Genomic DNA, 23,527 nt, shown 5'->3' on the forward strand with positions numbered 1-23,527 from the left:
TATATGTTTATGTACCTATAAGTTTAATTCCAGTTATTTCTGCTATATTTGTATTCAATGCTCGTAGATCATCCATAGAGAAGTTGCGTATATCATTGTGACCTGCTAATTGCGCCAGCATTTTTGTTTCTTCAGTCATAGATTTTATGTAATTTCCAACCCTTTCTGCAGACAAATCAACGTTCATTCTTTCTCTTAAAATAGGATCTTGGGTTGCCACGCCTACAGGACATTTTCCAGTATAACACATACGGCATGCACGGCATCCTGCAGCGATCATCGCCCCTGTTCCAATGTATGCTGCATCAGCCCCCATGGCCATAGCTTTAGCCACATCAGCACCGCTTCTTATTCCTCCCGTAATTATAAGGTCTATTTCATCCTTCATTCCAATTTCTTTAAGGCCATTTACAGCTTGAACAAGTGAAGCAAGTGTGGGAACTCCAGTATGTTCAATAACTACTTCAGGGGCAGCACCAGTTCCTCCTTCCATTCCATCGACTGAAATGATATCTGCTCCAGCTTCTGCAGCAATTTTGACATCTTCATCAACTCTTCCAGGTCCGAGTTTAACTATTATTGGAACGCGCCAGTCTGTCACTTCTCTAATCAGTTCAATGTGTTTTGCAAGGTCCCCCTCCCTGGTCGCATCAAGAAATCTACATGGACTTAAAGCATCAGTTCCAATGGGTATGCCCCTTATCTGGGCTACTTCTGGGCTTACTTTTTCAGCAAGGAGATGACCTCCCATTCCAGGTTTTGCCCCTTGACCTATTTTCACTTCGATAGCATCACCCGCATTTAGATAATCAACTGAAACTCCAAATCTACCTGATGAATATTGAACAATTAGTTTATCTGCTTCTTCTCTCTCTTCAGGGAGCATTCCACCTTCTCCAGTGTTTGCACATGATCCTACAAGTGAAGTACCCTTAGCAAATGCCACTTTGCATTCTTTGCTTAGTGCACCAAAAGACATTCCTGCAATTAAGATAGGAGTATCTAAAACCAAAGGTTCTTCTGCATAACGAGTTCCAAGAACAACTCCAGTATTACAAGCCTCCCTATATTTATCTACAGGAGCAATAGATGCTTGAGCTGGGAGAATTACAATATCATCAAAATTAGGGAGGCTTCTTTCAGTTCCAAAACCTCGCAATACATATTTTCCAGCTTTAGAAGTGAATCTTATATCTGCAATGGTTCTGGGATCCCATATACTTCCAGCACCACTTGGTATCAAAACAGGACATGCTGCAAAACACGACCCGCACATTATACATCTAGATTTATCAATTTCTGCATGGTTATCAATTATTTGGATTGCATCTGTGGGGCAGACAATTTCACATGTTCCACAGAATACACAGAGTCCCTGTGTTGCATTAGCAAGATCTGATGATGAATAAGGAGTTAATGAAGATGTAGTTGAGTTCCCACTCATTTCAAACCCTTTTTGGACTCCTGCAGCTACATCTTTTACATCTACTGCTTTTAAACATTTAGACTCGCATGCGTCAACACATACTGGTCTTCCGCCATTAGAAACAGTGCACTGCTGTTCACATTTTAACATCATGTTCTCAGTGTAGGTTATACTCCCAATAGGGCACATTAATACGCACAACCTGCATCCTATACATTTATCTTGGTCAATTTTTACAACACCATTTTCACGGTATATAGCGTCCCTAAAACAGCCCTTAATACAGGAAGGATTAATACACTGTTGACAGACAATAGCTTGGTATCCCTCGGTCATTTTGTGCAAAAATAATCCACTTCCCCCGTTAACTTTAGAACACGCTTCTACACATTCATTGCACCCATCACAGTTTTCAGGATTGGTTAAAAGAATTTGCTTCATTTTTCATCACCGTAAAATGGCCTTAATCTTTTTGGCTCTATTTTAATAAAATTATGAATATCTGCATCTATTTTGTAAATATCAAAAATTTCTTTGAGTTTTTGCCTGTCATCATCACTCATTTCACGAATTTCAGCATTTGTACCAGTATTATAAGTTCCTCCAACATATATCGAACCCCCAATCATCCAGTCACCGGTGTCGATACCTGTGCTGCCTGTTATAATTATATCTCCACTTAACATGTACAGGCCTGCCAGATTTCCGATGTCTCCATCAATAACAATTAACCCCCCTTTATTTAATTGCCCTATACCATCACCTGCACTTCCATAGACTACAACTGTGCCTTCATAAGTTCCAAAGCCTACACCATCTTCAGCCGAGCCATTAACAATTATCTCACCGCCAGTCATGTTGTTACCAACATATCGTCCCGCATTACCTTCAATCTCTATTTTAGCACCGTTATTAAGTGCTCCTACGAAATCGCCGACATCACCTTTTAAAGTTATACTAACTCCATCTCCAAGCCCAACTGCTATAGAGTCCAATTTTTTAGGCATTTCAATTGTTAGAAAATGTCTCTCATCGGCTATTTCATTTTTAATCTCCACATTTACATGACGTGTGGATATTTCACCTTCAGATGTTATCACATTAGCCATATTATTCCCTCAATCATTCTTTATTTAAAATAAATTAGGAACTTAAATAAACCTTCTCATGCATATAACATGTATGGTTGACTAGTCTACAATTGAATGAGACTAAGTAACATAATTAAAATACCTAAAATTAGTAGTTAATTACAGGTGAAAGAATGAGAACCCTAATTACAAACCTCAAGGGCCAGTGCTTGTTTAATGCATCAATGAAAACACAAGCTGAAGGCGTGATCATTTTACGTGGAAAACATCGCAGAAGAACTGAATTAAATAAATTTATTAAAGGCGGTGAAATTAAAATTGAAACTGAAGATCCTGTAGAAATATGTAAGGAGATATATAAAGTTATAAATGCAGCTAAAAAGCATGGTGAAATATTTGTTGCATATGGAGGGGACGATTTGGGTTCTTTACTCAATTTTGTGGCTAATAAAGAAGGAATAAACGCAATTTTCAGCTGCCATAATGAGAAAGTCATAAGAATTCCCCTTTTAAAACTGGATTTATCAAAAACAAAACAAAAAATTCTGGAAATTTTAGCTAATGAAGATCTAAGTGCAGCTGAAATCGGGAAAAGTGTAAATATATCACGTGCAATGGTATACAAACATTTAGCAGGACTTATGGATAGAGGTTTAGTTAAAAAATCAAGATTATTTGAAAAATACACCATAACTCAAGCTGGAAGAATCGTAATTATTTAATAGATCTATATTTCTCTATTTTTACCGGTATTTGCACAACTTAAAGATAAAATACTAACTTTACATCAATTGATAAATTCACCAAATTTTCCCTTATTTTAATTTAAATTTTTTACATATTTTTATAAAAAGCTAATTATTTTAAACAATGTTCAGAAATAATGGCAATTGTCTGAGCAATAGGGGGATCTTTAAGGAAAAAATTGAAAAATATTTATATACTAGTTCTGACACTTTATTATTGTATAGAAAATAGTGGCATATGATGTACATATTTCAACAAAACAGAGGATCTAATAAAAAAAATATGAAATGAATTATATGATCTGAAAATTTTGAGATAAGTACACATACTCAAAACAGGTGGTATAATGGATGAAATGAAGGATGAAATCATTAAAATGAGATATATGATTCTTGTAAAGAAGGGGATTGTAGATAAAAAATATGAATCATACCAGAATATATCTAAAATTGTAAAGGAATATGAGAACCAGTTTATTCCAGGAACAGTCTTGTTAAGCGAGAAAGCCGGTTATAAATTACGTATTGAGTATCCCATGGAATGATAAGAGGTCATACATCTGTTATTGATTTTAAAACCATTAAAAAATGTAAATCTGCTGTAACCTTTGTTAATTTTTACAGATTAAATTTCAGGAGTATTTAATGAGGGGCATTAATATGTGCATGAGATCCAGCAGCATAAAAAAAGGTGAACTTCCGAGAAATATAACTAAATCTTTAGTGGATACATTACAAAAGGAAGGCTACCTTGTAAAACGAAACTTTGAATATCCTAATAAAATTTCAAGCAATTTTGATGTTAAATATCCTAGCTACACATTAGATATATTCGCAGTTAAAAGAAATGATATAATGATAATCAAATATGAAAACTGCTCAGATGTTTTATCTAACAAACATAAAAAGCTTTGGAAAGCATTATCTTCTAAACCTGGAGTAAATTTTCACATATTAGTTCCATCTTACTGCAGCGAAAAAGCCCGGGTAAAAAGCAGGATGTTAAATGTTCCAGTAACAATTTTATGCCTGAATGATTGGAAAAATTCATTTGAATCCAGTTTAAGAAATTCTAAATAAACAAGAATGTCTTAAAACATAAATAGATTAATTTTTAGATTATACCATCTTTAAAAGCTCATTCTGGTTAATTTTTTCATCATTTAAATAAATAACATATTTTTTTCCATTTTCTTCAACTACAAATGCAATTGGAACTATCCATGATCCAACAATAGTCATTTTATTATCCTTTAAAATGGAAACTTTAACTATAGGATGGAGAATTTTACCTTGCGCCTCAATAGATTTACCAACGATAGTATCAACATCAAAATTCTCTGCAAAGTTAGTTTTAACCATTGTTTAACCTCTAGTTTCTCTTAATTCTTTTAAGAGCGCCCTTACAGGTTTCTTGGTGAAAGCCCTTATAAGTTCAACCACTATCCAAAAAAGCCGGATTTTTATTTTTAAAGTTGCATCTGCTTCTATTTTCTCATTTAAAAAATCAGGTTCCAGTGATATGTAAGCATTAGGAATTAAATTTAACAAAGAGGATGCAGCCCAGAAATAACCGCTGACCATAGCCGTGTCAGCAGGATCCCCCAATCCTAAAATTAAATTTAAAGAAAATATTTCAAAAGATGTGGATTTTAAAAAGCTGTTAAATACCCTCTCAAGATAAGGCCATGATTCTACCAAAAGAGACAAAATTTTTGGAATACTGCTTATTTCAAATTTATTTTCCCTTTCATTTTCTTTCTTTGGCGCTTGTTTTTCTGGAGGGATCTCTCTCTGGATTAATTTTATTTTCATCCAGGTTAATCTAAAAGTCCCTGTGATCTTAAAACCAGTATTGTATATATTCAGGTATATATGAAATGGAACCACCAAAATTCCAGTTACAATTATTAAAATAATCAGGATTATGGCGGTCGCTATGAACATTAAATTCACTCTTTAAAATTCCTAATTACAAAAAATAAGTAGAAAAGATTTTATTCACTTTCTTCCTTTTCTTCTTTCTTTTTCTCTCTCATCTCTTTTACAGTTTCTTTACCTTCTTTCATAAGGTCTATTACTGCAGGCATTGCTTCAGATACTGCCCTACCCATTGGGCTAGGCTTGGTTAAATGCATAACTCTAACGCTTTCAGGACCTGTCATACCTTTAAAGACAACTACCATAGCTATTGGTTCAATACCGGCTCCACCACCAGCACCGCTGCCTTTTCCACTTTGATCTTTAAGTGCACTGCCTTCAGCGCTTGCAGCACCAAATGCCATTCCAAATTTTGTAACTGGAATAATTATTTTATCCTCAGTCTCTATTGTCTCACCAATCACATTTTCAGTTGCCAAGACTTTTAAAAGCTCATCTACTGTAGTTTTTATCGGCTCCACGTCCATATTCCAACCCTCCCAGGGATTTTTATATATAATAAGTTGTTTTACTAATATTTATAATTAATGTATGCTTTTTTACTTAAATAATCCAAAAATAATTCCCAATATTCAGCATATAACAGATATTATATTTTAATCTGTAAATTGCATAAATTAAAATTTTAAAAAATATAATGTATAAACACATAGGATAGGCAGCAAATAATTTAAGCAAGTTTAACAAGAAATGGTTAAAAAGTCGGAATAATTTGATTTATTTTACTGTTTCACAAAAAAATTCCATTGAAAAAGGGAAAAGGTTATATAGGAATACAACTATATTCAAGTTAGACGCACTCCGGGCCGGTGGTCTAGGGGTATGATACCTCCCTGACACGGAGGTGATCACGAGTTCGAATCTCGTCCGGCCCATTTGCCGTGGTAGTTCAGTTGGGAGAACGCCAGACTGAAGATCTGGATGTCGCTGGTTCAAGTCCGGCCCACGGCACTCAACTTATTTTAACTAACTATTTTTAAATCATTACAACAATTTTCTTCCAAATCTACTGTTTTTAAATCATATTTAAAAAGACTTAATATGTTAAAAAGTAATATCATTTTGGTAGAAAATCATGACAAAGAAAAATTTGTGTCCACTATGTGGTTCTAAAAAATGAAATGGCATGACCCACACCTAGGGCCCTGGGAATATGGAAACTGCAGTTATCGAGGTTCTGTAGTTGTAAAAGACAGCAGCGTGCAGAAAAAAGTCAGAGAAGCTAAAAAAATGGAAATACTTTCCTGGAAACGGCAGCTCAAGTAGTTTTATATTATAAACGCGAAACTTTCCTCAATTGTAATATTTGTTGCTTTAAAAATTAAATAACTACAAATTATTATTTTTTCATATTAGATGATTTTATTTATCCATTTGCCGCCTACCGAAGATCCCCATTACTCCACCAATTGTCACCAATACACCAAACACAATTATGCCCATGAAAACTATGGAGATTCCACCAAAAAATCCTAAAATAACTGAAGCTAAGGCTCCCACTAAAAATCCATTGATGATTCCATCATCATAGTCCCTGCTGATGCCAATAAAAGCAGCTAAACCACCCGAAACCAGTGCAAAAATACAGGACAATACAACAAGCGCTGAAAATGCAAATATAAAACCGGAATAATTGTAATAAGAACTACTAAACAAATAAAATGATAACAATAGAGATGTAAATACACTTATTACGAAAAATACAACTCCAGCTATAATTGATAACCAGTTGCAACCTTTCTAAAGGCATTATCTGACAATCTTTCAAGCTTTTGCTTATCAAAACTTTTAGTATTGCTAATTACTTTTCCTTTTACTGCAATTAGCTTTCCACCGCATTTAGAACAAAATATGCCTTCTTCATGTTCACCCATACAGTTTGGACAGATAAATTTTGGTTTATCATTCTTACCCACTTCTTTAAATGTTTTTTCGACATTTAAATTATTCTCATGAGAGTTATCCAAATTTTCTAAGGATTTTACTTCTTTAAGTTCGTTTTCAGGATATTTTAAGGTACCACCGCATTGACATGCCCCCAAATTATCAAGGGATTCCCCTTCCTCAAGTTCATAGTGTCCCCCACATTTTTCACAGATTACATAGTCCATAAAAACACATTGTTTAATAATTTATAGCCATAACTTCCGTTTGCTTAAGTTTGGTGACATCATAAAGATTAGATTGTATTATCTACAGAACTTTAGTCATAATTTGTTTGTTAGGATTTTTTCCCATTCTGAAAGATTTTGCCTTAGATATAGGAGGTGTGCCTTCTAACATAAACAGCTATTAACCCACCTGCAGCTGTCATAACGCCTCCATATATTATACCTATTATTAATACCATTAATCCCGATATGATTCCAACACCAATATTTATTTGCCCATAGAATCCTGAAAATAACAACCCAACGGTCAGAGAAAGTATTCCAAAAAGAATTCCTATTATAACTCCAACCATACCCCCAGTTATTATACCAGTTGCATAATCTCTTGTTGTGATATTTGATATTGCCCAAAAACCAGATGCTACCGGAATAAGGGCTGAGATTAATCCAAAAAACATCGCCAAAATACCTACAATAGGAGATATTGCAGTTATGTTTGTATTTTGAGCTGCAATAATACTTACCCCTAAAAATATCCCCCCCAACTATTCTAATAATTATACTAGCCACAATGTAAAATACAATTCCAGAAGTAACTCCACTCCATTGAATTTTTTCAAGAATATTTATGGATGAACTTTCAGCCAGGACATGCCTATAATCATTCCTATTTTGGTGATATCTTTTATTTTGATAATTTGTTTTTATTTTAATCCTACTACCACATTTCGAACATATTAAACCTTTTTCCTGTTCATGCCCACATATAGTACATTTAATGGCATTTTTTGGTTTCGTTCTATCTTTTTGAATATATTCTACATAACTAAGAGTACCACCACAATTACAGGCTTCAAAGTCCTCAGGAGATTCCCCTTTTTCAAGTTTATAATATCCACCACATTTTTCACAAATCAAGTATCCCATAAAATCACTACTGAATATTTCATTAAAATAATATTTTATTATTTACCATAACAGATAAATAAAACCCCTACAAATAGGGGATTTTTGGGAATTTTGAGTGAGAAATATATGGAATAAAAATTAAATGATACATAATACCTTTTTAAGAAAGGAAATTATATTTAATTGTTTAAAAATTGAATTTTTAAATTTTAATTAACACGTAAACTTCAATTAAACCATTTAAAACTGCTAAAAGTTTACGAAAGGAGAATGTAATCCGTAAATAATGCAAAGCATGTGAAAATTAAACTATTGATTTATTGAAGATCCATTACTTCAATTCTCCAGTTTTTCAGATTCTCAGTTTTCACATACATGGAATAATTTCCAGGCCCAGATTCTATTTTGGCATAATCAGACCATTCAGGTCCTTTAAAAGTTCTGCACTGGCGGCCTTGATAAAATGAAAAACCATTATTTGATGAAATATCAACATTAATTGAACCCTTAATTGATGAAAAGTCCGTTTCAGCACTCATTATCAGCATAAAATTTTCCCCTTTAATTTCAAATTGAGGAAGACTCTGACTTCCATATCCTGTAAAATTTGCCACGCTAACCTTATTTTTTGAACATGCAGATGTAGTATCTACACAACCTGCAGTCAAAATAACTAAAAGTAAAATAAAAATAGCGCAAAAATATCTCTTCATAACCCACCTGCAAATGCTACAATATTAAATTATAACTCTTTAAAAAGAATATGTTAAACACATTAATGAATGTTCTCATTATAAATTTAAACTGAATCATGTTTAAAATACTTAAATCATATAAAAACATGATTCAGCAGCTAAAAATTAGTTATCATAAATAGTTCCCTTTAAATAGGTACTTGTAACTTCATCTATCTTTACATTAACAAAAGTACCAATTTCACCGTTTTCTATGACTACATGCTTGTAAGAATCTGTCCTTCCAATGTAACCGCCCTTACTACCTTTTTCTGTTATTAAAATTTCATGAACTTTTCCGATTTCTGCAAGGTTGTTCTGGTAAAGTATCTTTGATTTAAGATCATTCAGTGCTTTAGACCTTTTTTTCATAATGTTATGGTCTATTTCAGGCATTGAAGAGGATATAGCCATTGGTCTGTGTCTGTATTTCGAAATATGGATAAAGTTTGGCTTAATATCTTCGATTAACTTTAAAGTGTCTTCAAAGTCTTCATCAGTTTCTGTTGGATAGCCCACTATTATATCTGTAGCTATAGAAATCTCGGGTATTTTTTCCCTGACTTTTGATATTATATCTTTATACTGTGCAACTGTGTGATCACGACCCATATGATTTAATACAGAGTCGCTGCCGCTTTGAATAGGGATATGCATGAATTTATAGACATTTTTATGCATAAAAGCCTCGATTAACCCATCTAGATCTCGCATCATGCTCTTTGGGTGCATCATTCCAACTCTCAACCTGAAATCACCAGGAATCGTAGTTATCTCTTTTATAAGTTCCGAAAGTTTTCCTCCAGTATCCATCCCATATGCAGCCGTATCTTGAGCCGTGAGTTGAATTTCAACACATCCATCCGCTACTGCGCTTTCAATCTCATTCTTTATATCTTCAACTGGATAGCTCTGGAGTTTTCCCCTTGCAAACCTTGTACAGCAGTAAGTGCATCTTCCAACACATCCCTCACATATTTGAGATATATGTACAAATGGATCGAAACGTATCTTTGGAAGGCCTGCCTTTATATCTTCACTATGACCTGTAATCCGCGAAGTTTTATCATTCATGCATGACTTCACAACATCTATAGTCGATTTAATTTGACGCGGCCCAATCCATCCAGCAGAAGGTGCAGCTTTTCTAAGTTTATCTGGATCAATTTCCACCATACATCCAGAAATTATCAACTTTTTATCTGGAAACTGCTCCTGAACCTTCTTAATCCTGTTTATAACCTTCTGTTCTGTCGGCTGTTTAACATAACATGTGTTAAGTATGATCACATCTGCATCTTCCATCTTTGAAACTATCTGGGCATTGTCTTCCTGCAGAAGCCCTGCCATTATCTGTGAGTCACCCTGATTAAATGTACAACCAAATGTATCAATGTAAACTTTCATTTTATCGACCTGATCCTGTGTAAAAATATAAATTGAACTGTGTGATCTAATCTAAAATTAGCTATAAATATATTGTTTTAACTAAAAATTAGTTGGATAGTATAATCTCTTTAAAAGTAATATCCGGAACCTATTCAGGCCATCCATGTTTCCCAATCATCGGAACAAAAGCAACTCCACCCAGTGATTTCTCTTTGAATTCAGTTTCGGATTTCTTAACAATACAGATAAGATCCTGGAAATATGCCTGTTCTCCAACTGGAACTAAGAGCCTTCCACCAACCTTAAGCTGTTCTTTAAAGGGTTCAGGAACATATGGGGCACTAGCAGTCCCATAAATTCGATCATATGGCGCTTCTTTTTCATATCCAAGTGTTCCATCACCAATTATCACTGTTACATTTTCATCGTAGCCAGTTCTTGTAAGGTTCTCTTCGGCCAGTTTTGCAAGATATTCTATCCTTTCTATGCTGTAAACATGGCCTTTTTTGCCCATGGCCTCTGAAATAACAGCTGCATTGTATCCAAAACCAGTCCCAATCTCTAAAACTTTCATATCCTCTTCAAGTTGAAGTCTCTCACATATCATTGCTACCATATGTGGTGCTGAGATTGTTTGACCCTTTCCTATTGGAAGAGGTTGATCATTGTAAGCGTAAGACTTATTTTCTTCCGGTAAAAATTCTTCTCTCGGAACTTTTTCCATAGCCTGCCTTACATTCTCTGATTTTATGTATCCATATTCTGAAAGTCTCTTAACAAGTTCCTTCCTTTCATTTATCATCATACTATATTAGAACTTAGATCATAATTATATCTTACGAATTCTTCTAAAGGTCTTCCATAAACCCTTTTAGTCACATAAGCCTTTGCAAAACCTTTTCTAAGTTTTCGTTCAATGGTTTTCATGGAAGTTATTTTAAAAATCAAGTTCCCCATTTTGACTATATCTCCAACAGTGAACTCAAAATCCCTATCAATATCCACTTTTTTTGAGATAATTCTGCCACCAAAATCCACAGAAATTCCAACTCTTGCAGGCATATCCATTGGAGATGCCCAAATAGTTTCTATATCCGAAACTTGGCTTCTATAAACTCTTGCATTAGTTTTTGTTTCAATCGAGTTTACTGCAACTTCTTTTCCGTCGAGGTCTAAAATATCATCTACCATCAGCACTTCGTCAGGATAAAGCTTTATGAACTCTTTTTTAGATTTTTCAAACTCACTTATAACTGTTCTAACATCTACAGGTTTTTCTCGTATTATGTTCTCCCTGTAAACATTGCCGCATTCTTCACACTTCAAAAGAAGCTCTTTTGAATGCTTACCTTTTGATTTTAAGATTTCATATGATTCAGATTCACATACAGGACATTTCATTTACTTTCCTCAAAATTTTAATAAATTTATATTTACACTATGTAATCTATTCAGTATATACTAAAAATAAAATTGTGTTTACCTAAAACCCTATTCTTCTTTGAGTTTAAGGTAATGTTTAACTAATCCACCGTCTTTTAAAATATCAAGCATGAATTTTTTAAATGGCTCTATTTTAAATGATTCATTAGTTGATTTGTTCTCTATAATGCCTTCTTCCAGGTCTATTTTTAAAATATCTCCTTTTTCGGCATTTATATCTGCCACAATGACAGGTAGCCCTATATTTATCGCATTCCTATAAAAAATTCTTGCAAATGATTTTGCAACTATTGCTGAAACACCTGCGTGTTTTATGGCTACTGGAGCTTGTTCTCTTGATGAACCACACCCAAAATTCCAGTCAGCAACTATGATATCTCCCTTTTGGACATTTCCTGAAAAATCAGGGTCTACACCTTCCATTACATGTGCTGCCAGATCATCCAGGCTGAAAGTTCTCAGATATCTCCCAGGAATTATCACATCAGTATCTACATTATCTCCAAATTTCCAGACTTTTCCTTCTATTTTTTCCTTCATATGAATCAGTGATGAGTTTTTAAAGAATTTTGATTAATTTAGCGATGTCAATATTATCATTTAGTTGTTATATAAATGATTGCTAACTAATAGTTCAACACATGTTATTAATGTAAACAGGCTATGTTAAAATTTTCACTTTGATTATACCCTTGAATTTTGAACATCATCAAAATTCTTTTTTCAACGTAGCACCGCTATTTTTAGCTTCAGTAACAATAACTTTTCCGCCAATCTCGTTCATAGTACTCTGAGCTACTTTTGATATATCTTTTGTGTTTGTATCAGTTACCGCATAAATAGTAGGACCAAATGAACTCATTCCAACCCCCGCTGCACCTGCATCTCTGAGATTTTGAGCTATTTCATTAATTACAGAATCCTGAAACCCAACTTCTATTTTTTTAAATCCAATATTCTGAATTTCATTAACTGCAGATCCAAAAGAGTCTAAATCTTCTTCTACTAAAGAAGGCATCATTTTCATTAATATCAAATGAGATAATTTCTGTACTTCATCCAGCTTAATTGGACAGTACCCCTGGAAAATATTTACCTCATTTTGACCTGATGCACCTGCAGGGACATTTGGAATTGCAAGTACTACTTTCCAATCCTTTGGAAAATCATATCTTGCTATTAAAGGTGCAGGGCGTGCATTAGATGCTGATGATGGTAAAAAATCAGGTTTTTCATCTACCTTATGCCCGCCGTCAATAATAAATCCGCCATGATCAAAGGCCCTGACTCCAATACCTGAAGTCCCACCTCTTCCAACGATTTTTGCTATTTGCCATGCATCCATATCACGATCATTAAGATTTAATATAAGCTTTGCAACTGCAAGGGATAGTTGAGTACCTGATCCAAGTCCAGAATGTGCAGGATAAGCTGTTTTAACCTCAAATTTAAATCCAGAGTCAATTTTCAGGAAATCAGTTATTTTCTTAACTGTATTTTCAATTTTTCTCCCACAATCTGCCATTATTTTTTCATTCAATTTATGGGATTCCTTAAAAAATATATCGATACCCTCATCTTGAGATTTTGCTTCAAGAACAAGTTTGGGTTTTTTGATGGTAAGTCCTACACCGCCATCAACTCTTCCAATAGTTCCATTAAGGTCTATTAAAGTCATGTGTAGCCTTGATGGAGTTTCTATAATCATTTGAACGACCTGCTATTTGATTTATTCCAGACTTTCAAAGAAATGGTACTTTGTACTGTTTTTGTTATATTTTTTGTTAAATTATTAATAGTTGATCTCTTGTTTAATTCTGCATATTAATAGTTTTCTGAACTTCCAGAAAATAAGTCTACAAAAGAGAATTAGAAATAGTTATTTTAATTCCTAAGTAACAATTTAACTCAATTTAGGTTTTATTTGAAGGTAAATCAGATTTTCCTTCTAATCTCTCACCAGTTATATTCTCTTTCTCAAATGGAATCGCAAACTTCTTCTCTATTTCCTCTCTATGAACAGCGTTCATAGAACAGAACGGTATTATTCTTCCATCTGGAACTGCATAGTGTATTACACACCTTTTTACCCTATCCTGATCGAAGTTCCAGGGGTCCATGAAGTGCATGCATCCAATAAGAAGTGTTTTATGGTGGAAATCCCCAAGAGCGCTGTAAGATCTCTCTTTAAACACTGAAGTCAGTATAGATCGGATGTCAACTGTACTTGGTGATTTTGACATATCTACTGTTCTTGGAAGTTCAAGTGTAGCCCTTGCTACTGTTTTTGCTTTTCCAGTTAATCCGCCGTCTTTTATGTCTTCAGCACTTTTTGAAAGTAATTTAAAGAATTTATCCACATCTACAAATTGGGTAATTGGGATAATTTGGTCATCATCAATAAAAACATAGGTAGCAGCACCGCAGTGAGGGTGACAGGTAAATACAACCTGCTCTTCGCCTTCAATAGCTTCTATAAATTCTGAAATTGGAGTAACGCATGATGCAGGATGGAAATCTTCCACTTTAATCTGAGAATCAGTCTGTTTTTCCACCAATTTTTCAAAATCAGGGATTGTTACACGCTGCTCTTCCACTTCATCTGCTGGAGTTCTACCTGCAAATGATACGGGCTGGAAGTTTACTCCCCTTATTATATCGATGTTTTCAACTGCAAATTTTATTATATCACCAATCTGGTGGTCATTTATTCCTTTTACAATTGTAGGAACCAGCACTATACCTAAATCTACTGCTCTGCAGTTTTCTATTGCCTTAAGTTTGGTTGCAAGTAAGTCCTTGTTCCTTGTCTTAAGATATGGTTCTTCTGTAACTCCATCAAATTGAAGATAAACAGTGTTTAAACCAGCTTCTTTGAGTTCCTTTGCAAGTTTCGGATTTCTCGCAAGTCTTAATCCATTTGTAGCTATCTGAGTATGTCTAAATCCTTCTTCTTTTGCAAGCTTAATCAGTTCAACCAGATCTTTTCTTACAGTTGGTTCTCCACCTGCGTATTGAATTGCAGGTGCTGGAACTGGTTTATTAGATCTTAAAGTTTGAAGCATGCCCCTTATTTCTTCATAAGTTGGTTCATATAAACGGTTTGAAACTGCGGCATTTGCAAAACATATTGGACATTTTAAATTACACCTGTTTGTCACATCAATAAGACCTAAAATAGTTTGACTTTCATGATCCTTACAAATTCCACAATTCATAGGACATTCTTTTTCAGATGACGTTTGAGGGTTAACTATTCCATTACCCTTGTGATCACTCTCTGAAGCTTTTAGGTAGAGTTCATCACTACCCCAATAAGTACTATCAAAAATACCATGCTCTTTGCATTCTTTTTTTATCATAATTTTGTCGCTGTCTTCATAAACTTCAGCATCTACCACTGAAAGACATTGAGGACATAGACTTTTGGTTTTCTTTATAACCATCATCTCACCATAGATATATTTATAAATAACATAATTATTATCTTGCTTTAAAACAGGAGGTAAACCATGGATGCAAGTGTTATCAGTGTTTTAGTTTTATCAGCATATGTAATATACTTTATGTTACCGGCATACCTTGCAAATGTTTCAGCATTAGTCTTTGGAGGCGGTAAACCACTGGATTTCGGCCGTAATTTTCGTGACGGTCGCCGTATTATAGGTAATGGAGTAACTTGGAGAGGAACTATTATTGGAACTTTAATTGGAACTTTTATAGGGATCCTTCAGGGATCTGTATCTGAGTATTATGGAAATGTCTTTAGCTTAATACCCGGAATTACGATAATCCACGGACCAATACCGACAAGTATACTTCAAGGTGCCCTTGTAGGACTTTTCCTAGGAGGCGGTGCTTTAATTGGTGATGCAGTCGGAAGCTTTATAAAAAGAAGAATTGGAATCGAAAGAGGAAAAGCTGCCCCATTTCTAGATCAACTTGATTTTGTAATTGGTGCCTTAATATTTGCTTCGCTTATAGTTTTTATACCATTAAACATGATTATAATTATACTTATTATAAGTATCGTTCTACATCTTCTAACTAACATGATTGCATATTTAATTGGTATGAAAGATGTTTGGTACTAAAACCAAACTCAAAATCTTAATCGTGTAAATTGATCAAATTACACATTAAATTTCTTTTTTTACAATTTTTACAAAGAAATAATTTGAAAAATTTTAATTTCACTATTTTTTTTAGGAACTAGAATAAATTTTCGAGTATTACTAATATGGTCAGATCATAGCCATAATTCCAAAAATTAAATTTATTAAGGATTAATTACAATATAATATAACATACGATGTCTATTCAACAATAGGAATATTGAAATTGATTCAATCACTTAAAACATGAATTAAAATTCAGTTTGTACAAGGATCTTGAGGCATACAATGAAGAAACCTGTTAAAGTACTACTGGTTGAAGACAACCCTGCAGACATTAGGTGGACAGTAGAAATTTTTAAAGAGTACCATATACCCACTGAAATACGCGCTGTTAAAGACGGCACTGAAGCATTAAATTTCTTGTATAAAAAAGGAAATGATGATTATCATCCAGATATAATAATACTAGACCTGTACTTACCTCTTATAAACGGACATGAAATACTTAAAAGAATTAAAATGGATAAAAAATTAAATTCATTACCTATTGTAATCCTTACAGCTTCAAATTCCCCAAAAGATGCTAAAATTGCTTATATAAATCATGCAGATTGCTATATCTCAAAACCTCTTGATTTTAGAGGTTTAATGAAAATTATACAGCGTACTGGGAAATTCATGCTTACAGCGGCCGCATTACCTGGATGTATCGAAATACCATGTAAATAATATTCTCATTAAACATTACATCATTTATCAATCTATAACTTTTTCAGTTAATTAATTCCTGCTTTAAAGCAGCATTCTTTTTAAAGTTTATGTATCTCCTGTAAATAAATACACGGCGGGAAATCATTGCCCCTACAGTCATGATAAGGAACATAGAAGTTAAAAGGCTTAAATCCATAAGTTTCATACCGCCAATTGCATTCCTACCATATATCTTGATTACAATAATTGCAGCCCACATAAGCACCGCCAGAAGAGAACCCTTTAAAATCATGGATCCATCTTCATGAACCTTAACTTCCATGAACTTGGATATTAAATAACCCATTAATATACCTATTAAGAGCCCAATAAAGATAACTACAACATTAAAAACACTGTACATCTCAACATAAACTGCAGGAAGCGTAAAAATTGCTAAAATTACTGGCATGACTATTAATTTCCTTAAGTTCATTTTCCGCTCACGTAACTGCAGTAAAATGATTAAAAAAATTATAATAAGAAATGATGGGCTGGCCATAAAATTACTATCTGGTACTATAACTGTCATTATATCACTCATTATTGAATTTATTTCAATAGTATATAAATTACATACTAAACAAAAATAATAATAAAAAAAGAGGCATCACATGTCACCAAATGACAGATTCAGCATTTTAGCTGGATGCATATTTTTAATTGTTTTTATATATACATTATATATTAAAAGTTACTTATATGCCCTCGGATGGCTTATACTAAGTGCAGCACTACTTTTAGAGGCATATACTCCTCGAAAAATTGGAGATAGAGAAATTTTAATAATTATAAATGTAGCACTACCTTTTATAGCCCTCGGAATATTTATCTATACTCTGATTTATGGATAGATTATTTTTTAGTTTTTAAATTCCTTGATTTTAATAATACAAAATTTAAAAAAGTTAAACAATAATTAATATGAAAAATGTTGATTTTTCATTAATTATATCGAATTATAAGCCGTGTCAACTAAATTATAGGTCACGTTATAAGCTTCGCTGTAACTCACCCATTCAGGGATCTCATAAACAAATGTAGCGTGCCCAGTAGCTGCTAAAGGTTTTGTGAAAACTTCGGTTGATGTACCTTTCTTTTTAGGATTTTCATCTGAAGGGAGGAATCTTAATCCGGACATAGCTTTGTCAACCTTTTCTGCAAGTGTTACAGATTTATTATCCATTGAAGGAGTTGCAATGTAAAACCCTTCACCATAACCTTTTTTATGGTCATGACATATTATTATAACATCATAATCCGATTTAGCAACATCTTGAATGATATAATCTGCAGCAAGGCCCTGTCCTTTGTTTCTACCTGCAGTATAATAATCAAAGTTTTCATGCACCACAATGGTGTAATGTACTATCTCAACATCGTGGGATTTAGCATAATCTTTTACTACAGCATCAGATACATTTATTGAAAGTGTTTCTCTAGGATGTATACCTGTAACAACTGCTACTTTAACTTTTTTTTGAGAAGAAGTACCAGTAAAGTTCTCCAATTTAGAACTCAAAGTCTCATTTGGCATATACACATCTTTTATGACATATCCTCGGCTGTCTGAACCTAAAGTAGTATGTTTAGTTGAACTAGCTGTATTTAAAGATGCAGCTGTTAATATAATAACAATTGCACATAGAACAATTATAGTTAATTTTTTTTTAATCATTGAATTCACCTAGAACTCTGATTTCTGGAAATTGTAAGCTCTGATTTTTGAATATTTAGAGATTAATTGACCTGCTTAAGAAAGATTTGATCTAACCATATAAAAACTTTTATAAAAATTAGTAATAAAAAGCGAATATGTTTAAGTCACCCCCATTGACTTAAAACACGCATCAATTAACCTATTAGAATTAAAATACACATTAGAGTTATCTAACCATTCTGGAATCTCGTAAACAAAAACAGAAGTCCCTGAAGCTACGATCGGGTCATCAACAGTGGTAATTGATGAACTTTGAGCCTTTGAATCTGCGTCTCTTTGATAGTAATTAAAATCAGGCAAGAGATTGTGCACTGATTCTGCCAGAGTTATGGATTGAGAATCCATTGTAGGGGTGGCAATGTAATAGCTATCATTACCATAACCCTTCTCATGATTGTGGCAGATAATCACCAGGTCATAATTTGATTTCTTAATATCCGGAATTACATATTTAGCAACGAGGCTTTCACCGTTATGACGGCCAGTTACAAATATATCTGGATTAGCAGTGACCGTTACCTGATAGCTTACAACTTCAACTTTGTGTGATTTAGCATAATCTGTTATAACTTCAGGCACTACCATTTTCTCTGAAATTTCCCTCGGATGCATTCCAGTTACAATTGCTATCTTCTTAGTCGATGATCCTGACGGATCACATATTGTTTTAGTGACGAATCCTTTATTATCTGATCCCAAAGTAAAATGTTTAATTGAACTGGCTGTATTTAAAGATCCAACCATAACTGCAATGCTAATAACAACTATACCAATTATAACTAAAGTTTTTTTCATAATTATTATTTCCTACAAATTTTAACATATCGTTCAAAATAAAAAGTAGATGTAGTTAATCCTTTAAATTGAATTAAAACATGCATCAATTAACCTATTGGAATTAGTAAATACACTAGAATTGCTTAACCATTCTGGAATTTCATAAACAAATACTGGAGTTCCGGTATTTACAATTGGAGTGTCAACCTGAGTAATTGATGAACTTTGAGCCTTTGAATCCGTGTTTCTCTGGTAGTAATTAAAATCAGGTAAAAGACTGCTCACTTTTTCTGCAAGATTTACCGATGGTGAGTCCATTGTTGGAGTAGCAATATAATATCCACTACCATATCCTTTTTCATGGTCATGGACTATTATTACCAGGCTGTAATTTGATTTTGCGATATCTGGAATTATATATTTAGCCACCAGACATTGACCGTTGTAACGACCGGTTGTAAAATCCTGAGGGCTGTCAGTAACTGTTACCTTATAATTTACAATTTCAACGTTGTGCGTAAGTGCGTATAATTTAATAACTTCAGGTACAACTGTTTTAGCAGAAGTTTCCCTCGGATGCATTCCAGTTATAACTGCTATTTTAGGTGCAGATTCACTGTAATGTGCATATACGTCTTTAGTAACATATCCTTTGCTATTTGAACCTAAAGTTGAATGATCGCTGGAATTATACAACATAAATGCTGCTGCGGCTATTATACCCACCATTAAAATGAGTATTATGAACATCTTCTTAATCATTAAATCACTACGCTTTCTGTTAATATTTACAATTTAAAAGGTTTGATTTTAGTTTAAAACTTATTATAATTTGCTGTTATCAAATTCAAAGATAGTCTTAACTTAATAAAAAAAAGTTAAATATAATTTAATCTTTTAGACTATCCCTCATCATCAGCGCAGTACCAACTGCAGGAGCGACAACACATTCATCCTTTTTAAGTATTGTATCCATACCTGTTGATTCAAGTCCGGCTACTTCTGCTGCTTTTGCACCGACTATATCCATACCAAGCCCGGTAGTTACAATTTTTGTAAGATTTTCCCTTTCGCAAACTTCTAAAAGAGCTTCAGCTACTTTTTCAGCCTGTCTTTTGTAGATGTATGCTGCAATCTTTTCTATATCAGATTCGCTCAGCATATCCATATCCCCACAAATAACCCTTGAAATCCTTCTCATACACTCTTCTTTTGATTTTCCTGCCCCATCAGAAGTACTGCAGCTGTAATCTTCTTCCGTTATGTTTCCAAGTACTGTGTGAATATCAGCAGTAGCTGCAAAAAGTTCTGAAGATACCCTCACCCAATCATCCTCTAAAGGTACTTTATCTACTATTGCAGCCAAATTTGTCCTGAGAGTTGCACTGTATACCAGTTCTCCTGTTTTTAATCTTTCAAGGTCAGATCTACCTTTAGCACATTCAGATCCATTTTTAATTGGGATGATATCTGTGGTTGTGCTTCCCGTATCTATCATTACACAATTTTCCTCTATTTCCGCTGCTATTTTAGACGTTGCAATCCAGTTTGCAGCAGCAACTTCATCAGGCCGTTCAACAACTTCCTCAAAATTTAAAACACCATTTATTCCAATAAAACCTACAGGAACAGAAAAGGATTCCTTAGATTTTTTTGCAATGTCAATTACCCCTTCCCTCTTTGTCTTATAGGCATCCACAAGTTCTGCGGTCATACATATACCTACAGCATCTATATCTTTTAAATCATCTCCAAGTAAACGTATAAGAGCATCACCAAGTTCATCCTTTTTTAACCACATTGGAAAATACTCAAAATCTGTTTTAATTCCAGTTATATTGCCCTGATCGTCAAAGTCAACCACTGCCAGGTCTGTATTTGCTCCGCCTATGTCAAATCCTGCAATTTTCATAAAGATCACTCTGTTTATTTTAAATTATTTTTTTAGATATCTCAAGATTTATTTCATTTAAACTTTCAAAATGCATTTAATTAAACTCATAATAATTTTAATCAGTATTTATCTCAATTCATCAAGCTTTAAAACATCGTCTTTTTTACAAAATGATATTGATCCACACAAATTAATTTTTTTAGGTAATTTATCACCATAGATAGAATCCAAAATAGCATCACCAAGGTTAAAATTTAAAAGACGCCTTAATGCTACATAAGGCGTTGTAATCCTTGAATTTATCTCAACCAGATGCACTTCCTCTCCCAGAATCATGTCAACACCAACATAACCATTAAGGCCATCTATTGATTCTACAGCCTTTTTTGCCACTTTTTTTGCTTCTTCTTCAAGTTCATGAGTTAAAGGCACCTGCCCCCCATTATAATTTATCCCCTCGTCTGAAAAATGGATATCTTGAAGGTTCAAGCTTAACGGAACTGCTTCACTGCCGTTGCTTATCAAACTCACACTGGCTGAAGTTCCCTCTATAAAGTTTTGAATTATAAAATAAGGAAGATTGGTTTCAATTAAAGAAGCTGCTTTTTTCATTTCACCCTTTGAGTTTACAACATGTACACCCGAGCATGAAACTCCATCAGCAGGTTTTAAAATCCGTTTATTATTAAAGGGTTCATAACTATCCATATCTTTGAAAAATACTTTTTCAGTTTTAATTATAGGAACATTCTCCTTGAGAGACTCATACATCCTGAATTTGTCAGAACATATCATTACAGCATCTGAACTTGATCCTATAATCCCAACGCCTTTTTTTTCTATGAAATTTACTATATCATATAAAATAAAATCTTCTTCAGGAGCTATTACAAGACATGAGTCATAATTTGATATATTTTGATCTAACCACTCCATTAATTCTCCTTCAAGTTTAACGGGGTTACAATAATTATTACGAGAAATAGATTGGTCCAAAGATATAAGATAATCTACATCCCTATCTTTAAAATCTTCTAAAAATCCATCAAGCATCGCCTGTCCTTCAGACCATAAAGATGGATCATCAATTCCCATGGCTGTGATATATTCAAGAATAAGTATTTTCAAATAATCAACTCCAAAAAAAAGTTTAAAGCCGTCCAATTCCTTTAAAAACAACGCCTTCCCTTTTAAAATCATCAGGATTCAAAACTGGCCTTGTACAAACAAATATTTTGTTTTTGATCATTCCCGGTGTGATTGATTTATATTCATCGTGATCAGTTATGAGCACAACACAATCGCACTCCAGAACCTCTTCCATGCTTACAGGTCTGGCACCGAAAAACTCTATCAAATCATCAGAAGTATGCGGGTCGTGGGCGTACACATCAAAGCCTTCCTCAAGCAGAAGTTCAATCAATGGTTTTGCTGGTGTTTCTCTAGCATCCGCCACATTTCCCTTGTACGCAACACCCAATATACCTACTTTAGAGTCTTTAATCTGTTTTCCAGCATCATTTAACGTGTCAACCACAATTTCAGCAACATGTCTTGGCATTCCATCATTTATAGCCCTGGCATTCTTTATTAAAGTAGATTCTATCCCTTCTTGTTCAGCTATCTCTACAATGAAATATGGATCAATAGATAAACAATGTCCGCCAACACCTGGACCAGGAGTATGTATATTAACTCTAGGGTGATGGTTCGCAGCAGCTATAGCTTCTATCGCATCAATGCCGAGTTTTTCACAGACCTTTGCAAGTTCATTGGACAGTGCTATATTGGTATCCCTATACGTATTTTCCATTAGTTTGACCATCTCTGCAGTTATCAAATCATTGACCTTTATTATTTTACCCTTTGTAATATGTTCATAAAGAGAAACAGCCGTATCTGCACTTTTTTGGTTGATTCCACCAATTACTCTTGCATTATGGGTCATTTCATAAATGGTGTTATTTGGAAGCGCTCTCTCAGGAGTATATGCTATTCCAAAGTCTGCACCTGCTTTTAATCCGCTTTCTTCAAGTATTGGAATTACAACGTTTTCACAGGTTTTAGGAGGCGTAGTACTTTCTATTATAACAAGGTCATCCCTATTTAGAGCTTTTGAAATGCTCCTACAAGCGGATTCTACAGCAGATAAATCAGATTTTTTAAATTCATCCACAGGCGTCGGAACAATTACTATTTTGATCCTTGAATCTTTAGAAGCGGTGATTCCATCACCAGTTGCAGTTAGTTTACCGCTTTCAACTGCTTTCTTCACCAGTTCATCAAGTCCTGGCTCCATAATTGGAGTTTTACCTTTATTTACATACTCGATAGTTCTTTTATTTATGTCAACTCCTGTAACCTGCAAACCACTGTTTGCAAAAAGGGCTGCAGTTGGAAGCCCAATATGGCCAAGACCAAAAACTGTAATCTTTGAATTTTCGAGAATCATTGTTTCTATCCCTTTTAGTTAAATTG

Annotated in this window: 29 protein-coding genes and 2 tRNA genes; 9 read left to right on the forward strand and 22 right to left on the reverse strand. The window is 34.0% G+C overall.

Annotated elements, in window-relative coordinates; genetic code table 11:
• Positions 1 to 7: 7 nt before the first annotated feature.
• Together AAGU07_RS13105 and AAGU07_RS13110 are read right to left on the reverse strand one after the other, a co-directional pair.
• A complete protein-coding gene (locus tag AAGU07_RS13105; RefSeq protein WP_342459555.1) occupies positions 8 to 1,867 on the reverse strand; it encodes a glutamate synthase-related protein in 1,860 nt (619 codons plus the stop codon).
• The gene (locus AAGU07_RS13110) at positions 1,864 to 2,535 is read right to left on the reverse strand and encodes a tributyrin esterase (protein ID WP_342459556.1); all 672 of its coding nucleotides are present in this window, start codon (positions 2,533 to 2,535) and stop codon (positions 1,864 to 1,866) included. Before AAGU07_RS13110 ends, AAGU07_RS13105 begins: the two co-directional genes overlap by 4 nt.
• Positions 2,536 to 2,690: 155 nt before the next feature.
• Here AAGU07_RS13110 and AAGU07_RS13115 point away from each other — a divergent pair, with 155 nt between their 5' ends.
• From AAGU07_RS13115 to AAGU07_RS13125, 3 genes are all read left to right on the forward strand, one after another.
• The gene (locus AAGU07_RS13115) at positions 2,691 to 3,239 is read left to right on the forward strand and encodes a helix-turn-helix domain-containing protein (protein ID WP_342459557.1); all 549 of its coding nucleotides are present in this window, start codon (positions 2,691 to 2,693) and stop codon (positions 3,237 to 3,239) included.
• 371 nt (positions 3,240 to 3,610) lie between these two features.
• Positions 3,611 to 3,808 carry a hypothetical protein gene (locus AAGU07_RS13120; protein WP_069583557.1) on the forward strand — a complete coding sequence of 66 codons (198 nt, stop codon included), beginning with the start codon at positions 3,611 to 3,613 and terminating at the stop codon, positions 3,806 to 3,808.
• Positions 3,809 to 3,908: 100 nt separating this feature from the next.
• Positions 3,909 to 4,343 (forward strand): hypothetical protein, encoded by a 435-nt coding sequence (locus AAGU07_RS13125; RefSeq protein ID WP_342459558.1) that lies wholly within the window; start codon positions 3,909 to 3,911, stop codon positions 4,341 to 4,343.
• Between the two features lie 39 nt (positions 4,344 to 4,382).
• Here the strand turns inward: AAGU07_RS13125 and AAGU07_RS13130 are convergent, their stop codons facing one another.
• Genes AAGU07_RS13130 through AAGU07_RS13140 form a run of 3 tightly spaced genes read right to left on the reverse strand, consistent with a single transcriptional unit; the run spans position 4,383 to position 5,671 of the window.
• Positions 4,383 to 4,625, reverse strand: a complete 243-nt coding sequence (locus AAGU07_RS13130; protein WP_342459559.1) for a hypothetical protein — start codon at positions 4,623 to 4,625, stop codon at positions 4,383 to 4,385.
• A 3-nt stretch (positions 4,626 to 4,628) separates the two neighbouring features.
• The gene (locus AAGU07_RS13135) at positions 4,629 to 5,210 is read right to left on the reverse strand and encodes a DUF2953 domain-containing protein (RefSeq protein ID WP_342459560.1); all 582 of its coding nucleotides are present in this window, start codon (positions 5,208 to 5,210) and stop codon (positions 4,629 to 4,631) included.
• 50 nt (positions 5,211 to 5,260) lie between these two features.
• The gene (locus tag AAGU07_RS13140) at positions 5,261 to 5,671 is read right to left on the reverse strand and encodes a spore germination protein GerW family protein (protein WP_069583553.1); all 411 of its coding nucleotides are present in this window, start codon (positions 5,669 to 5,671) and stop codon (positions 5,261 to 5,263) included.
• A gap of 336 nt (positions 5,672 to 6,007) precedes the next feature.
• Here AAGU07_RS13140 and AAGU07_RS13145 point away from each other — a divergent pair.
• The 3 genes from AAGU07_RS13145 (at position 6,008) to AAGU07_RS13155 (ending at position 6,470) form a co-directional block, all read left to right on the forward strand.
• Positions 6,008 to 6,079, forward strand: a tRNA-Val gene (locus tag AAGU07_RS13145).
• A gap of 3 nt (positions 6,080 to 6,082) precedes the next feature.
• Positions 6,083 to 6,155 (forward strand) — tRNA-Phe (locus tag AAGU07_RS13150).
• A gap of 165 nt (positions 6,156 to 6,320) precedes the next feature.
• Positions 6,321 to 6,470: a hypothetical protein gene (locus tag AAGU07_RS13155; RefSeq protein ID WP_342459561.1), complete on the forward strand. Its 150-nt coding sequence runs from the start codon at positions 6,321 to 6,323 to the stop codon at positions 6,468 to 6,470.
• A gap of 96 nt (positions 6,471 to 6,566) precedes the next feature.
• Here AAGU07_RS13155 and AAGU07_RS13160 read toward each other — a convergent pair whose 3' ends face one another.
• The 10 genes from AAGU07_RS13160 to tes form a co-directional block, all read right to left on the reverse strand.
• Positions 6,567 to 6,797 (reverse strand): hypothetical protein, encoded by a 231-nt coding sequence (locus tag AAGU07_RS13160; RefSeq protein ID WP_342459562.1) that lies wholly within the window; start codon positions 6,795 to 6,797, stop codon positions 6,567 to 6,569.
• 119 nt (positions 6,798 to 6,916) lie between these two features.
• Positions 6,917 to 7,315, reverse strand: coding sequence for a hypothetical protein (locus tag AAGU07_RS13165; protein WP_342459563.1), 399 nt, complete (start codon positions 7,313 to 7,315; stop codon positions 6,917 to 6,919).
• Positions 7,316 to 7,458: 143 nt separating this feature from the next.
• Positions 7,459 to 7,860: a hypothetical protein gene (locus AAGU07_RS13170; protein ID WP_342459564.1), complete on the reverse strand. Its 402-nt coding sequence runs from the start codon at positions 7,858 to 7,860 to the stop codon at positions 7,459 to 7,461.
• A 681-nt stretch (positions 7,861 to 8,541) separates the two neighbouring features.
• Complete coding sequence (locus tag AAGU07_RS13175; RefSeq protein ID WP_342459565.1) at positions 8,542 to 8,937, reverse strand: hypothetical protein; 396 nt, start codon at positions 8,935 to 8,937, stop codon at positions 8,542 to 8,544.
• A gap of 147 nt (positions 8,938 to 9,084) precedes the next feature.
• Positions 9,085 to 10,365 (reverse strand): tRNA (N(6)-L-threonylcarbamoyladenosine(37)-C(2))-methylthiotransferase, encoded by a 1,281-nt coding sequence (locus AAGU07_RS13180; RefSeq protein WP_342459566.1) that lies wholly within the window; start codon positions 10,363 to 10,365, stop codon positions 9,085 to 9,087.
• 130 nt (positions 10,366 to 10,495) lie between these two features.
• On the reverse strand, positions 10,496 to 11,152 hold the full coding sequence (locus tag AAGU07_RS13185; RefSeq protein ID WP_342459567.1) for a protein-L-isoaspartate O-methyltransferase: 657 nt from the start codon (positions 11,150 to 11,152) through the stop codon (positions 10,496 to 10,498).
• A complete protein-coding gene (locus tag AAGU07_RS13190; RefSeq protein WP_342459568.1) occupies positions 11,149 to 11,748 on the reverse strand; it encodes an HVO_0476 family zinc finger protein in 600 nt (199 codons plus the stop codon). The genes AAGU07_RS13185 and AAGU07_RS13190 overlap by 4 nt, the downstream gene beginning before the upstream one ends.
• A 90-nt stretch (positions 11,749 to 11,838) precedes the next feature.
• The gene (gene hacB, locus AAGU07_RS13195; RefSeq protein ID WP_342459569.1) at positions 11,839 to 12,330 is read right to left on the reverse strand and encodes a homoaconitase small subunit; all 492 of its coding nucleotides are present in this window, start codon (positions 12,328 to 12,330) and stop codon (positions 11,839 to 11,841) included.
• 169 nt (positions 12,331 to 12,499) lie between these two features.
• Positions 12,500 to 13,498: a beta-ribofuranosylaminobenzene 5'-phosphate synthase gene (locus AAGU07_RS13200; protein WP_342459570.1), complete on the reverse strand. Its 999-nt coding sequence runs from the start codon at positions 13,496 to 13,498 to the stop codon at positions 12,500 to 12,502.
• Between the two features lie 205 nt (positions 13,499 to 13,703).
• Positions 13,704 to 15,236 (reverse strand): tetraether lipid synthase Tes, encoded by a 1,533-nt coding sequence (gene tes / locus AAGU07_RS13205; protein WP_342459571.1) that lies wholly within the window; start codon positions 15,234 to 15,236, stop codon positions 13,704 to 13,706.
• Between the two features lie 66 nt (positions 15,237 to 15,302).
• Between tes and AAGU07_RS13210 the strand changes: the two genes are divergently transcribed.
• Together AAGU07_RS13210 and AAGU07_RS13215 are read left to right on the forward strand one after the other, a co-directional pair.
• Positions 15,303 to 15,884 (forward strand): CDP-2,3-bis-(O-geranylgeranyl)-sn-glycerol synthase, encoded by a 582-nt coding sequence (locus AAGU07_RS13210; RefSeq protein WP_342459572.1) that lies wholly within the window; start codon positions 15,303 to 15,305, stop codon positions 15,882 to 15,884.
• A 309-nt stretch (positions 15,885 to 16,193) separates the two neighbouring features.
• Positions 16,194 to 16,637, forward strand: coding sequence for a response regulator (locus AAGU07_RS13215; protein WP_342459573.1), 444 nt, complete (start codon positions 16,194 to 16,196; stop codon positions 16,635 to 16,637).
• Between the two features lie 43 nt (positions 16,638 to 16,680).
• On the opposite strand, the gene AAGU07_RS13220 is transcribed toward AAGU07_RS13215, so the two are convergent.
• Positions 16,681 to 17,190 (reverse strand): CcdC protein domain-containing protein, encoded by a 510-nt coding sequence (locus AAGU07_RS13220; protein ID WP_342459574.1) that lies wholly within the window; start codon positions 17,188 to 17,190, stop codon positions 16,681 to 16,683.
• 82 nt (positions 17,191 to 17,272) lie between these two features.
• Between AAGU07_RS13220 and AAGU07_RS13225 the strand changes: the two genes are divergently transcribed.
• On the forward strand, positions 17,273 to 17,512 hold the full coding sequence (locus tag AAGU07_RS13225) for a hypothetical protein (protein WP_342459575.1): 240 nt from the start codon (positions 17,273 to 17,275) through the stop codon (positions 17,510 to 17,512).
• A gap of 95 nt (positions 17,513 to 17,607) precedes the next feature.
• On the opposite strand, the gene AAGU07_RS13230 is transcribed toward AAGU07_RS13225, so the two are convergent.
• The 6 genes from AAGU07_RS13230 to AAGU07_RS13255 form a co-directional block, all read right to left on the reverse strand.
• On the reverse strand, positions 17,608 to 18,336 hold the full coding sequence (locus AAGU07_RS13230) for a hypothetical protein (protein WP_342459576.1): 729 nt from the start codon (positions 18,334 to 18,336) through the stop codon (positions 17,608 to 17,610).
• 141 nt (positions 18,337 to 18,477) lie between these two features.
• On the reverse strand, positions 18,478 to 19,173 hold the full coding sequence (locus AAGU07_RS13235; RefSeq protein WP_342459577.1) for a hypothetical protein: 696 nt from the start codon (positions 19,171 to 19,173) through the stop codon (positions 18,478 to 18,480).
• 63 nt (positions 19,174 to 19,236) lie between these two features.
• Entirely contained in the window at positions 19,237 to 19,917 is a 681-nt protein-coding gene (locus tag AAGU07_RS13240; RefSeq protein ID WP_342459578.1) for a hypothetical protein, read from the reverse strand.
• A 127-nt stretch (positions 19,918 to 20,044) separates the two neighbouring features.
• Positions 20,045 to 21,067, reverse strand: a complete 1,023-nt coding sequence (locus tag AAGU07_RS13245) for a hydantoinase/oxoprolinase family protein (protein WP_342459579.1) — start codon at positions 21,065 to 21,067, stop codon at positions 20,045 to 20,047.
• A gap of 108 nt (positions 21,068 to 21,175) precedes the next feature.
• Positions 21,176 to 22,177: an ATP-grasp domain-containing protein gene (locus AAGU07_RS13250; RefSeq protein WP_342459580.1), complete on the reverse strand. Its 1,002-nt coding sequence runs from the start codon at positions 22,175 to 22,177 to the stop codon at positions 21,176 to 21,178.
• A gap of 22 nt (positions 22,178 to 22,199) precedes the next feature.
• On the reverse strand, positions 22,200 to 23,501 hold the full coding sequence (locus tag AAGU07_RS13255; protein ID WP_342459581.1) for a nucleotide sugar dehydrogenase: 1,302 nt from the start codon (positions 23,499 to 23,501) through the stop codon (positions 22,200 to 22,202).
• Positions 23,502 to 23,527: the final 26 nt, after the last annotated feature.

Origin of the sequence: Methanobacterium sp. (genome assembly GCF_038562635.1) — an archaeon.
GTDB lineage: Archaea > Methanobacteriota > Methanobacteria > Methanobacteriales > Methanobacteriaceae > Methanobacterium_D.

Bases quoted from the DNA above. Each gene is read 5' to 3' on its own strand.
- AAGU07_RS13175 (WP_342459565.1), bottom strand. From the start codon at position 8,937: ATGAAGAGATATTTTTGCGCTATTTTTATTTTACTTTTAGTTATTTTG.
- AAGU07_RS13240 (WP_342459578.1), bottom strand. From the start codon at position 19,917: ATGATTAAGAAGATGTTCATAATACTCATTTTAATGGTGGGTATAATA.
- AAGU07_RS13115 (WP_342459557.1), top strand. From the start codon at position 2,691: ATGAGAACCCTAATTACAAACCTCAAGGGCCAGTGCTTGTTTAATGCA.
- AAGU07_RS13130 (WP_342459559.1), bottom strand. From the start codon at position 4,625: ATGGTTAAAACTAACTTTGCAGAGAATTTTGATGTTGATACTATCGTT.
- AAGU07_RS13125 (WP_342459558.1), top strand. From the start codon at position 3,909: ATGAGGGGCATTAATATGTGCATGAGATCCAGCAGCATAAAAAAAGGT.
- AAGU07_RS13190 (WP_342459568.1), bottom strand. From the start codon at position 11,748: ATGAAATGTCCTGTATGTGAATCTGAATCATATGAAATCTTAAAATCA.
- hacB (WP_342459569.1), bottom strand. From the start codon at position 12,330: ATGAAGGAAAAAATAGAAGGAAAAGTCTGGAAATTTGGAGATAATGTA.
- AAGU07_RS13210 (WP_342459572.1), top strand. From the start codon at position 15,303: ATGGATGCAAGTGTTATCAGTGTTTTAGTTTTATCAGCATATGTAATA.
- AAGU07_RS13155 (WP_342459561.1), top strand. From the start codon at position 6,321: ATGAAATGGCATGACCCACACCTAGGGCCCTGGGAATATGGAAACTGC.
- AAGU07_RS13185 (WP_342459567.1), bottom strand. From the start codon at position 11,152: ATGATGATAAATGAAAGGAAGGAACTTGTTAAGAGACTTTCAGAATAT.
- AAGU07_RS13165 (WP_342459563.1), bottom strand. From the start codon at position 7,315: ATGGACTATGTAATCTGTGAAAAATGTGGGGGACACTATGAACTTGAG.
- AAGU07_RS13225 (WP_342459575.1), top strand. From the start codon at position 17,273: ATGTCACCAAATGACAGATTCAGCATTTTAGCTGGATGCATATTTTTA.
- AAGU07_RS13220 (WP_342459574.1), bottom strand. From the start codon at position 17,190: ATGACAGTTATAGTACCAGATAGTAATTTTATGGCCAGCCCATCATTT.
- tes (WP_342459571.1), bottom strand. From the start codon at position 15,236: ATGGTTATAAAGAAAACCAAAAGTCTATGTCCTCAATGTCTTTCAGTG.
- AAGU07_RS13215 (WP_342459573.1), top strand. From the start codon at position 16,194: ATGAAGAAACCTGTTAAAGTACTACTGGTTGAAGACAACCCTGCAGAC.
- AAGU07_RS13235 (WP_342459577.1), bottom strand. From the start codon at position 19,173: ATGAAAAAAACTTTAGTTATAATTGGTATAGTTGTTATTAGCATTGCA.
- AAGU07_RS13245 (WP_342459579.1), bottom strand. From the start codon at position 21,067: ATGAAAATTGCAGGATTTGACATAGGCGGAGCAAATACAGACCTGGCA.
- AAGU07_RS13120 (WP_069583557.1), top strand. From the start codon at position 3,611: ATGGATGAAATGAAGGATGAAATCATTAAAATGAGATATATGATTCTT.
- AAGU07_RS13135 (WP_342459560.1), bottom strand. From the start codon at position 5,210: ATGTTCATAGCGACCGCCATAATCCTGATTATTTTAATAATTGTAACT.
- AAGU07_RS13255 (WP_342459581.1), bottom strand. From the start codon at position 23,501: ATGATTCTCGAAAATTCAAAGATTACAGTTTTTGGTCTTGGCCATATT.
- AAGU07_RS13105 (WP_342459555.1), bottom strand. From the start codon at position 1,867: ATGAAGCAAATTCTTTTAACCAATCCTGAAAACTGTGATGGGTGCAAT.
- AAGU07_RS13180 (WP_342459566.1), bottom strand. From the start codon at position 10,365: ATGAAAGTTTACATTGATACATTTGGTTGTACATTTAATCAGGGTGAC.
- AAGU07_RS13200 (WP_342459570.1), bottom strand. From the start codon at position 13,498: ATGATTATAGAAACTCCATCAAGGCTACACATGACTTTAATAGACCTT.
- AAGU07_RS13140 (WP_069583553.1), bottom strand. From the start codon at position 5,671: ATGGACGTGGAGCCGATAAAAACTACAGTAGATGAGCTTTTAAAAGTC.
- AAGU07_RS13230 (WP_342459576.1), bottom strand. From the start codon at position 18,336: ATGATTAAAAAAAAATTAACTATAATTGTTCTATGTGCAATTGTTATT.
- AAGU07_RS13110 (WP_342459556.1), bottom strand. From the start codon at position 2,535: ATGGCTAATGTGATAACATCTGAAGGTGAAATATCCACACGTCATGTA.